This window comes from Streptomyces synnematoformans (assembly GCF_039531005.1).
Taxonomy (GTDB): Bacteria; Actinomycetota; Actinomycetes; order Streptomycetales; family Streptomycetaceae; genus Streptomyces; species Streptomyces synnematoformans.
This window is the reverse complement of the sequence record NZ_BAAAPF010000296.1, coordinates 1-8,622: the sequence shown is the minus strand read 5'-3', so window position 1 is coordinate 8,622 and position 8,622 is coordinate 1. Positions and strand designations below refer to the sequence as shown.

The 8,622-nt window shown below is 73.8% G+C and carries 9 protein-coding genes and 1 riboswitch; of the genes, 6 read left to right on the top strand and 3 right to left on the bottom strand.

All coding sequences use genetic code 11. The features are described from left to right. Positions 1-533 (bottom strand): alpha/beta hydrolase (locus ABD317_RS29680; protein WP_344293749.1); only part of this gene is annotated, 533 nt, incomplete at its 3' end. A gap of 189 nt (positions 534-722) precedes the next feature. Between ABD317_RS29680 and ABD317_RS29675 the strand changes: the two genes are divergently transcribed. Together ABD317_RS29675 and ABD317_RS29670 are read left to right on the top strand one after the other, a co-directional pair. After that, entirely contained in the window at positions 723-1,400 is a 678-nt protein-coding gene (locus tag ABD317_RS29675) for a response regulator transcription factor (RefSeq protein WP_344293747.1), read from the top strand. A gap of 23 nt (positions 1,401-1,423) precedes the next feature. Further along, complete coding sequence (locus tag ABD317_RS29670) at positions 1,424-2,665, top strand: ATP-binding protein (protein WP_344293745.1); 1,242 nt, start codon at positions 1,424-1,426, stop codon at positions 2,663-2,665. 104 nt (positions 2,666-2,769) lie between these two features. Here the strand turns inward: ABD317_RS29670 and ABD317_RS29665 are convergent, their stop codons facing one another. After that, positions 2,770-3,366 (bottom strand): GtrA family protein, encoded by a 597-nt coding sequence (locus ABD317_RS29665; RefSeq protein WP_344293743.1) that lies wholly within the window; start codon positions 3,364-3,366, stop codon positions 2,770-2,772. A 140-nt stretch (positions 3,367-3,506) separates the two neighbouring features. On the opposite strand from ABD317_RS29665, the gene ABD317_RS29660 reads away from it, so the two are divergent. The 4 genes from ABD317_RS29660 to ABD317_RS29645 all read left to right on the top strand — a co-directional run bounded on the left by ABD317_RS29660 (position 3,507) and on the right by ABD317_RS29645 (position 8,225). Beyond that, positions 3,507-4,670, top strand: a complete 1,164-nt coding sequence (locus ABD317_RS29660; RefSeq protein WP_344293741.1) for a 5-(carboxyamino)imidazole ribonucleotide synthase — start codon at positions 3,507-3,509, stop codon at positions 4,668-4,670. A 7-nt stretch (positions 4,671-4,677) separates the two neighbouring features. Then, positions 4,678-5,205: a 5-(carboxyamino)imidazole ribonucleotide mutase gene (gene purE, locus ABD317_RS29655; RefSeq protein WP_344293739.1), complete on the top strand. Its 528-nt coding sequence runs from the start codon at positions 4,678-4,680 to the stop codon at positions 5,203-5,205. Positions 5,206-5,356: 151 nt separating this feature from the next. Next, positions 5,357-6,565, top strand: a complete 1,209-nt coding sequence (locus ABD317_RS29650) for a dipeptidase (protein WP_344293737.1) — start codon at positions 5,357-5,359, stop codon at positions 6,563-6,565. A 237-nt stretch (positions 6,566-6,802) separates the two neighbouring features. Beyond that, positions 6,803-6,995: riboswitch (cyclic di-AMP (ydaO/yuaA leader) on the top strand. Between the two features lie 3 nt (positions 6,996-6,998). Further along, the gene (locus ABD317_RS29645; RefSeq protein ID WP_344293735.1) at positions 6,999-8,225 is read left to right on the top strand and encodes a transglycosylase family protein; all 1,227 of its coding nucleotides are present in this window, start codon (positions 6,999-7,001) and stop codon (positions 8,223-8,225) included. A gap of 98 nt (positions 8,226-8,323) precedes the next feature. Here ABD317_RS29645 and ABD317_RS29640 read toward each other — a convergent pair. Further along, positions 8,324-8,622, bottom strand: a 299-nt coding sequence (locus tag ABD317_RS29640) for a UDP binding domain-containing protein (protein WP_344293733.1), incomplete at its 5' end; no start/stop codon positions are given.

Below are 8,622 nucleotides of genomic sequence, written 5' to 3'. Positions count from 1 at the left end.
CCGGCACCGTGCGTGGCGGCGGCCACCGCCAGCTGCCCGCCCGCCGACGAGCCGAGCACCGCGACCCGGGCCGGGTCCACGGCGTAGGCGGCGGCGTTGCGCCGCACCCAGCGCAGCGCCGCCAGCACGTCGTCGCGCTGGGCCGGCCAGGGCCAGCCGGGGGCCAGCCGGTAGTCGGCGTCGAAGACGGCGTAGCCGCGGCGGGTGAGGGCCCGCGCCCAGCCGGCCCAGTCGGTGTCGTAGGACCAGTAGCCGCCGTGCAGGATGACGAGCCCGCCGCGGGGCGCCTGCCGCGGGCGCCAGTGGACGGTGACCTGCTGCCGCGGGTGCCTCCCGTACGACTCGACGCCGGTCCGCAGCGACCGCCCCGCCCCCGCCTCCCGCGCCCCCGGTGCCTCATGCGCCGCCTCCGCCGCCGCGCCGCCCCGCGGCGCCGTACCGTCCGGCGGCGTCAGAACCGCGGTCAGCGCCGCCGCGGACCCCAGCGCCGCGGCCGCGCACAGCCGCCGCCACCGGACCCGCACCGCAGCCATCGCACCCGCCTCTCCGCGGACCGGCCGGCCCGGTGACCTCATGGTCACCGACGACGTCCCGCCCCGCGAACCGGCGGCACCGGCACCGGCGCACGCCTCTTCGCGGGTGCGTTCGACCCCGTACCGGGGAGGTGAGGGAACCCGACGCCACCGGCACACTCTCGGTGACGGGAGGTCTACCATCGCACCATGACCCGCGTACTGCTGGCCGAGGACGACGCGGCCATCTCGGAACCGCTGGCCCGCGCGCTCCGCCGGGAGGGCTACGAGGTGGAGGTCCGCGAGGACGGTCCCACGGCGCTCAGTGCCGGGCTCCGCGGCGGCGTCGACCTCCTGGTGCTCGACCTCGGCCTGCCCGGCATCGACGGCCTGGAAGTGTGCCGGCGGCTGCGCGCCGACGGGCACGGCTTCCCCGTGCTGGTGCTCACCGCCCGCGCGGACGAGGTGGACACCGTCGTCGGCCTCGACGCCGGCGCCGACGACTACGTCACCAAGCCCTTCCGCCTCGCCGAGCTGCTCGCCCGGGTCCGCGCCCTGCTGCGCCGCGGCGCCCCCGAGCCGCAGCAGCAGCCGGCCACCCACGGCGTACGCATCGACACCGACTCGCACCGCGCCTGGCTCGGCGACGAGGAGCTGCAGCTGACCGCGAAGGAGTTCGACCTGCTGCGGGTGCTCGTGCGCGACGCGGGCCGGGTGGTCACGCGCGAGCAGCTGATGCGCGAGGTGTGGGACACCACCTGGTGGTCGTCCACCAAGACGCTCGACATGCACATCTCCTGGCTGCGCAAGAAGCTCGGCGACGACGCCGCGAACCCCCGCTACATCGCGACCGTCCGCGGTGTGGGCTTCCGCTTCGAGAAGAGCTAGGCCGCCCCCCGGCCCCGGCAGCCATGCGCAGAAGGCTCATCAACAGCACCCTGGCGGTCGTGCTCGTCGTCATCGCCGTCTTCGGGGTCTCCCTCGTCATCGTCGAGACCCGCACCATCGAGGCCGCCGCGCACGACCGGGTGCAGTCCGAGGCCGTGCGCCTGTTCAGCGTCGTCGAGGGCAAGATCGCCGACGACGAGCGGGTGACCCGCGGGGCGCTCGCCGGCCAGGTCACCGACGGGCGGTACGCGGAGGTGGACCTGCCGGGCGGCCCGCCGCTCACGATCGGGGAACGGCCCGGCGGGTCGGTGATCGAGGTCACCGAGACCGGCAGCCGGGGCGAGCGGGTCACGGTCATGGAGGCCCGCGACCGGGTCAACGAGGAGCTGGGCCAGACCCTGCTGATCATCCTGGCCGTGGCGCTGCTCGCCGTCGGCGCCGCCGTGCTGCTCGCCGTACGCCAGGCCAACCGGCTCACCGCGCCGCTCACCGACCTCGCCGAGACCGCCGAGCGGCTCGGCTCCGGCGACCAGCGCACCCGCCACCGCCGCTACGGCGTCCCCGAGCTGGACCGCGTCGCCGACGTGCTGGACGCCAGCGCCGAGCGCATCGCGCGCATGCTCACCGCCGAGCGGCGGCTGGCCGCCGACGCCTCGCATCAGCTCCGTACGCCGCTGACCGCGCTGTCCATGCGGCTGGAGGAGATCGCGCTCACCGACGACCACACGACGGTCAAGGAGGAGGCGGCCGTCGCGCTCACCCAGGTTGAGCGGCTGACGGACGTGGTGCAGCGGCTGCTGACCAAGTCCCGGGACCCCAAGGCCGGCACGGGCACGGGGTTCGACCTGGATGAGGTCGTCAAGCAGCAGATCGAGGAGTGGCGGCCGGCGTACCGCGGCGAGGGGCGGGCGATCGTCCACTCCGGCCGGACGGGGCTGCGCGCGGTGGGCACGCCGGGAGCGGTGGCGCAGGTGCTCGCGACGCTGATCGAGAACGCGCTGATGCACGGCGCCGGGACCGTCGCGCTGCGCACCCGGGTCACCGGGAACCAGGCGGTGGTGGAGGTCACGGACGAGGGTCCCGGCGTGCCGGCGGACCTCGGCTCCCGGGTCTTCGAGCGCACGGTCAGCGGGCGCAACTCGACGGGCCTGGGCCTCGCGGTCGCCCGCGACCTGGCGGAGGCGGACGGGGGGCGGCTGGAGCTGGTGCAGCAGCGGCCGACGACGTTCGCGCTGTTCCTCGCGCGGGAGCACGAGCACCACTGAGGGGCGTACGCACCGTCGAGGGGGGCGTGCGGGGGACGTACCGGGCGTACGGAGGCGCGCGGGGTCGTGCGGGAGCGGGGGAGGGCTCGTACGGGACGGCGGGTCTACCCCCGCGCTACGACCGCCTCTTCCTGCGCCCCGGGCTCCTCCGGCTCTCCCGGCTCCTTCGGCTCCCGCCGGCTGCCGGGGATCTGCACCTCCCCTGCCGGGGCTATGTCACCCGGCTCACCCGCCTCCCCCGTCCCGCCCGCCGGGACGGGGGAGGCCGCGGGCACCACGCGGAACACCCAGCTGCGGTACGACCAGAAGCGGAAGAGCGACGCGACCCCGATGCCGAGGAACTTGAAGATGTTGTTCTGCAGCGGGGTGTCCCAGTCGAACCCGTACGTGGCCACGTACAGCACGCCGTTCTCGATGACGAGCCCCGCGCTGCTGAAGACCAGGAACAGCGTGAACTCGCGCGGCGGCCGGGTCTTGTCCCGGTCGCGGTACGTGAAGTAGCGGAAGCCTATGTAGTTGAAGACGATCGCGACGGCCGTCGCGATCATGCTGCAGCGGACCACGGGCAGCTCCGTGGTGTTCCGCACGAGGTTGAAGACCGCGAGGTTGACCAGGACGCCGAGCCCCCCGACCGCGGCGAACTCGGCCACCTCGCGACTCAGGCGTCGCAGCCGCGATACCGCCGGGTGCCGTGCACTCATAAAGATTCTCAGACTCCGATGGTCGGTTCGGTCGCGTTCCCCTGGTCCTGGTCTGCCTCCGGCGTGCCGGCCCCCTCATGCTAACCGGGCCGGCGACTTCAGGGAGCGGGTCCGGACACCCCGGCAGCTAGGCTGGGGGCGTGACATTCCCGGTAGTCGGCATGATCGGCGGGGGACAGCTCGCCCGGATGACCCACCAGGCAGGCATCCCCCTCGGCATCAGATTCAAGCTTCTCAGCGGTACCACCAAGGACTCCGCGGCCCTGGTGGCGGGGGACACGGTCGTCGGGGACTACCGCGATCTGGACACGCTGCGTGACTTCGCCCGCGGCTGCGACGTGATCACCTTCGACCACGAGCACGTGCCGACCGCGCACCTGCGCGCCCTTCAGGCCGAGGGCGTCGCGGTCCGGCCGGGCCCGCACGCGCTGGTGTACGCGCAGGACAAGGGCGCGATGCGGGCCCGGCTGACGGAGCTGGGCATCCCCTGCCCGCGGCACCGGATCGTGGCCGACCCGGCGGACGTGACCGCTTTCGCGCGCGAGGGGGCCCGCGAGGGGGACGGCTTCCCGGTCGTGCTGAAGACGGTGCGCGGCGGGTACGACGGCAAGGGCGTCTGGGTCGTGCGCCGCGAGGAGGACGCCGCGGTGCCGTTCCGCGCGGGTGTCCCGGTGCTGGCCGAGGAGCTGGTCGACTTCCGCCGCGAGCTGGCCGCCAACGTCGTCCGCTCGCCCAGCGGCCAGGCCGTGGCGTACCCGGTGGTGGAGTCCGTCCAGGTCGACGGCGTCTGCGACACCGTCATCGCCCCCGCGCCCGGGCTGCCGCCCGCGGCCGCGGTGCGTACGCAGCAGCTCGCGCTGCGGATCGCGAGCGAACTGGACGTCGTGGGCCACCTGGCGGTGGAGCTGTTCGAGGCCGGCGGGGACGAGGGCGAGCCCCGGATCCTCGTCAACGAGCTGGCGATGCGCCCGCACAACTCCGGCCACTGGACCCAGGACGGGGCCGTCACCTCGCAGTTCGACAACCACGTGCGCGCCGTGCTCGACCTGCCCCTCGGCGACCCGCGCCCGCGCGCGCCGTGGACGGTGATGGCGAACGTCCTCGGCGGCGACTACCCGGACATGTACCCGGCGTACCTGCACTGCATGGCCCGGGACCCCGGGCTGAAGATCCACATGTACGGCAAGGACGTGAAGCCCGGCCGCAAGGTCGGCCACGTCAACACCTACGGCGACGACCTGGCCGATGTGCGCGAACGCGCCCGCCACGCCGCCGACTACCTGCGGGGGACGATCACGGAATGAGCATCGCATGAGCGCGGGAGGCCCGGAGAGCGGCCCGCTGGTCGGCATCGTCATGGGCTCCGACTCCGACTGGCCGGTGATGGAGGCCGCGGCGCAGGCCCTCGCCGAGTTCGGGATCCCGTACGAGGTCGACGTCGTCTCCGCGCACCGGATGCCGCGCGAGATGCTCGCCTACGGCGAGCAGGCCGCCGGCCGCGGCCTGCGCACCCTCATCGCCGGCGCCGGCGGCGCCGCCCACCTCCCGGGCATGCTGGCCGCCGTCACCCCGCTGCCGGTGATCGGCGTCCCGGTCCCGCTGAAGCACCTCGACGGCATGGACTCCCTGCTGTCCATCGTCCAGATGCCCGCGGGCGTCCCGGTCGCCACGGTCTCCGTCGCCGGCGCCCGCAACGCGGGCCTGCTGGCGGCCCGCATCCTGGGCGCCCACGACGGGGAGCTGCGCGACCGGATGGCGGCGTTCCAGCAGGAGCTGAACGACCTCGCGACCGAGAAGGGCCGCCGGCTGCGCACGAAGGCGGCGGACCAGGAGCCGTAACCGCCGCCGACCGCGGGCGGGCCGCACCCGGCTCCCCCAGGCGTCGGGCAGGATCCCCCACCCGGACGACGCACCCGGAGCCCCGGAGGCCGCGGTGTCCGGATAGCGTGAGCGCGTCACAGCCGCACCGCCGCGAGTGGGAGAGACGACCATGGCCGACCTGCTGGACCGGGCCCGCGCGCTCCTCGCCGAGCACCCGGTCGCCGACGGGCACAACGACCTCCCCTGGGCGCTGCGCGAGCAGGTGGCGTACGACATCGACCGCCGCGACATCGCCGTCGACCAGAGCGCGCGGCTGCACACCGACATCCCGCGGCTACGCGCCGGCGGGGTGGGGGCGCAGTTCTGGTCCGTGTACGTGAGCACGGAGCTGGCCGGGGACGCCGCCGTCAGCGCCTGTCTGGAGCAGATCGACGTGGTGCGGCAGCTCGTCGACCGCTACCCCGGGGACCTGCGCCTGGCCACCACCGCCGACGAGGTGGCGGCGGCCCGGGCCGCCGGGCGGATCGCCTCGCTGATGGGGGCCGAGGGCGGGCACTCCATCGCGAACTCGCTCGCCACCCTGCGCGCCCTGCACCGGCTCGGCGTGCGCTACATGACGCTCACCCACAACGACAACACCGACTGGGCCGACTCCGCCACCGACGAGCCGCGGCACGGCGGGCTCACCGCCTTCGGCGAGGAGGTGGTGCGCGAGATGAACCGGGTCGGCATGCTCGTCGACCTCTCCCACGTGGCCCCGGCGACCATGCGTGACGCGCTGCGCGTCACCGAGGCGCCGGTGGTTTTTTCCCATTCATCCGCTCGTGCCGTATGTGACCACCCGCGCAACATTCCTGATGATGTGCTGGAAATGCTCCCTGCCAACGGCGGTGTGGCGATGGCCACGTTCGTGCCGAAGTTCGTCCTGCCGGCCGCCGTGGCGTGGACGGCGGAGGCGGACGCGTACCTGAACGCCCGCGGCCTGGACGCCCTCGACGCGTCCGACGAAGCGGTCCGCGTGCGCCGTGCGTTCGAGGAGGCGAACCCGCGGCCGCAGGCGACGGCGGCCACCGTGGCGGACCATCTGGACCATATGCGCGAAGTGGCGGGAATCGACCATATCGGTATCGGGGGCGACTTCGACGGCACCCCGTTCACCCCCGCCGACCTCGCCGACGTGGCCGGTTATCCGCACCTCGTCGCCGAGCTGCTGAACCGCCGTTGGTCGGAAGAAGACCTGGCCAGGCTGTTGTGGCGGAACGCGCTGCGGGCGCTGCGCGACGCCGGGGAGGTGGCCCGCGACGTGGCCGCTCGGCGCGGCCCGTCGGTCGCGACGATCGAACAGCTCGACGGCCCGGGGAAGTTCGGAAGTGACTGAAGTGACATATGTCACTCACAGAATTCTCACGTGATGGGGCAATGTGTCCGACTCCTCGGGCTTTCGGCAAGTCTCCGCCGCGGAGGGGCAATTGACGCGTTGCTCGTGATGCGGAGATCGTCTGCATGATCCCGGTGTGACGCGGGGAACGGCCGTGGCGAGTGCGCGCGGCTTGTTCTGTTTTCGGCCGTGTGTTTACGGTGCTCGCCGTGCTCGCGCCACCGATGCGGGCACCTCGTCGCCGTAACGCCGAATCCTGTCGGCGGCGACGGGCAAGCACTTCAGCTTTCACGGCAGGAGCGGGGGACCCAGGTAAGTGCCGGACTGCGCGTATGCGCGGGACGGCTTGGGGTGAAGCCATGCTCCGCATGGCCGGGCATCTCCAGCTCGAACCCGACAGCTCACCTCGCAGGCGTCGGAGAGGAGCATGTCCATGTCCGCACGCGGACGTCACCGTCGCCTGGGCCGGATAGCCCGGGGCAGCAAGGCCCTCGTCATCACCGCCGGCAGCGCCGGCGTCGCCCTCCCCCTCATCGCCGGCGGCCACGCCCAGGCCGCCTCCGTCGACACCTGGGACCGCGTCGCCCAGTGCGAGAGCGGCGGCGACTGGAGCATCAACACCGGCAACGGCTTCTACGGCGGTCTGCAGTTCGTGCAGAGCACCTGGGAGGGCTACGGCGGCACGCAGTACGCGCCGCGCGCCGACCAGGCCACCAAGGAGCAGCAGATCGAGATCGCCGAGAAGGTGCTCGCGTCGCAGGGCCCCGGCGCCTGGCCGGTCTGCTCCGTCCAGGCCGGGCTCACCCAGGGCGGCCCCGCCCCCGACCTGGCCACCGGCGGTGGCGAGGAGGCGCAGCAGGAGAGCGAGCCCGAGGCGCAGGCCGGGTCGGAGCAGCCCGCCGGGCAGAAGGCCGCGCAGCAGGAGCAGGCCCCGCAGCAGGAGCAGGCGCCGGAGAAGAAGTACGAGAAGGCCGGCACCTACACCGTCGTCTCCGGCGACACCCTGTGGGACATCGCCCGCAAGCACGGCATCGCGGGCGGCTGGCAGTCGATCTACGAGGCCAACAAGGACGTCATCGGCGGCGACCCGGACCTGATCTTCCCCGGCCAGCAGTACGACTTCGACGGCGGCGAAGAGGTCACCCTGGAGGAGCCGGAGAACGCCCCGGCCCAGCCCTCCGCCGCGCAGGAGGAGCAGCCGGCCGAGGAGCCGCAGCAGGAGCAGCCCGCCGCGGACGCCCCCGCGGGCGGCTTCTCCGCGCCGGTCGACGCCGCCCCGTCGACCCCGTACCGGGCCGCCGGCGGCTCGTGGTCCAGCGGTTACCACACCGGTGTCGACTTCTCCGTCGGCACCGGCACCCCGGTCAAGGCCGTCACCTCCGGCACCGTCGTCAAGGCCGGCAACGGCGCCGACGGCGCCGCGTACGGCATCGCCGTCGTGATCAAGCACGACGACGGGCGCTACAGCCAGTACGCCCACCTGTCGTCCGCCTCGGTGAGCGTGGGCCAGACCGTGGGCGCCGGCGAGCAGATCGGCCTGGTCGGCTCCACCGGCAACTCCACCGGCCCGCACCTGCACTTCGAGGTGCGCACCAGCCCGGACTACGGCTCGGACATCGACCCGCTCGCGTACCTGCGCGGCAACGGCGTCTCCGTCTGAGGGTCCCCCGTAGGCGCGGCGCAGCCCCCCGTTTCCGGCGGAACGGGGGGTTTCGCCTGTCCGGGTACGGGGCGGGTGGCCGGCGGCGCCGCGCCGGGCTACGCCGCCGGGCGGCCCATGGCGCGGAACGTCCAGCCCGCGGCGCGCCAGGGCGCCGGGTCGAGGGTGTTCCGGCCGTCGATCAGGTGCGGCCGGGCGACGACCGCCGCCAGGTGCCCGGGGTCGAGGTCGCGGAACTCCGGCCACTCGGTGAGGTGCAGCACGACGTCCGCGCCGCGCAGTGCGTCTTCCGCCGAGCCGGCGTAGGCCAGGGTGGGGAAGACGCGGCGGGCGTTGTCCGTCCCCTTGGGGTCGTGGACGGTGACCTGGCCGCCCTGGAGGTGGATCTGGCCGGCGA

Excerpts from the sequence above, each read along its gene's own strand:
- ABD317_RS29675 (WP_344293747.1), top strand. The coding sequence starts at position 723 with ATGACCCGCGTACTGCTGGCCGAGGACGACGCGGCCATCTCGGAACCG.
- ABD317_RS29670 (WP_344293745.1), top strand. The coding sequence starts at position 1,424 with ATGCGCAGAAGGCTCATCAACAGCACCCTGGCGGTCGTGCTCGTCGTC.
- ABD317_RS29665 (WP_344293743.1), bottom strand. The coding sequence starts at position 3,366 with ATGAGTGCACGGCACCCGGCGGTATCGCGGCTGCGACGCCTGAGTCGC.
- purE (WP_344293739.1), top strand. The coding sequence starts at position 4,678 with ATGAGCGCGGGAGGCCCGGAGAGCGGCCCGCTGGTCGGCATCGTCATG.
- ABD317_RS29650 (WP_344293737.1), top strand. The coding sequence starts at position 5,357 with ATGGCCGACCTGCTGGACCGGGCCCGCGCGCTCCTCGCCGAGCACCCG.
- ABD317_RS29645 (WP_344293735.1), top strand. The coding sequence starts at position 6,999 with ATGTCCGCACGCGGACGTCACCGTCGCCTGGGCCGGATAGCCCGGGGC.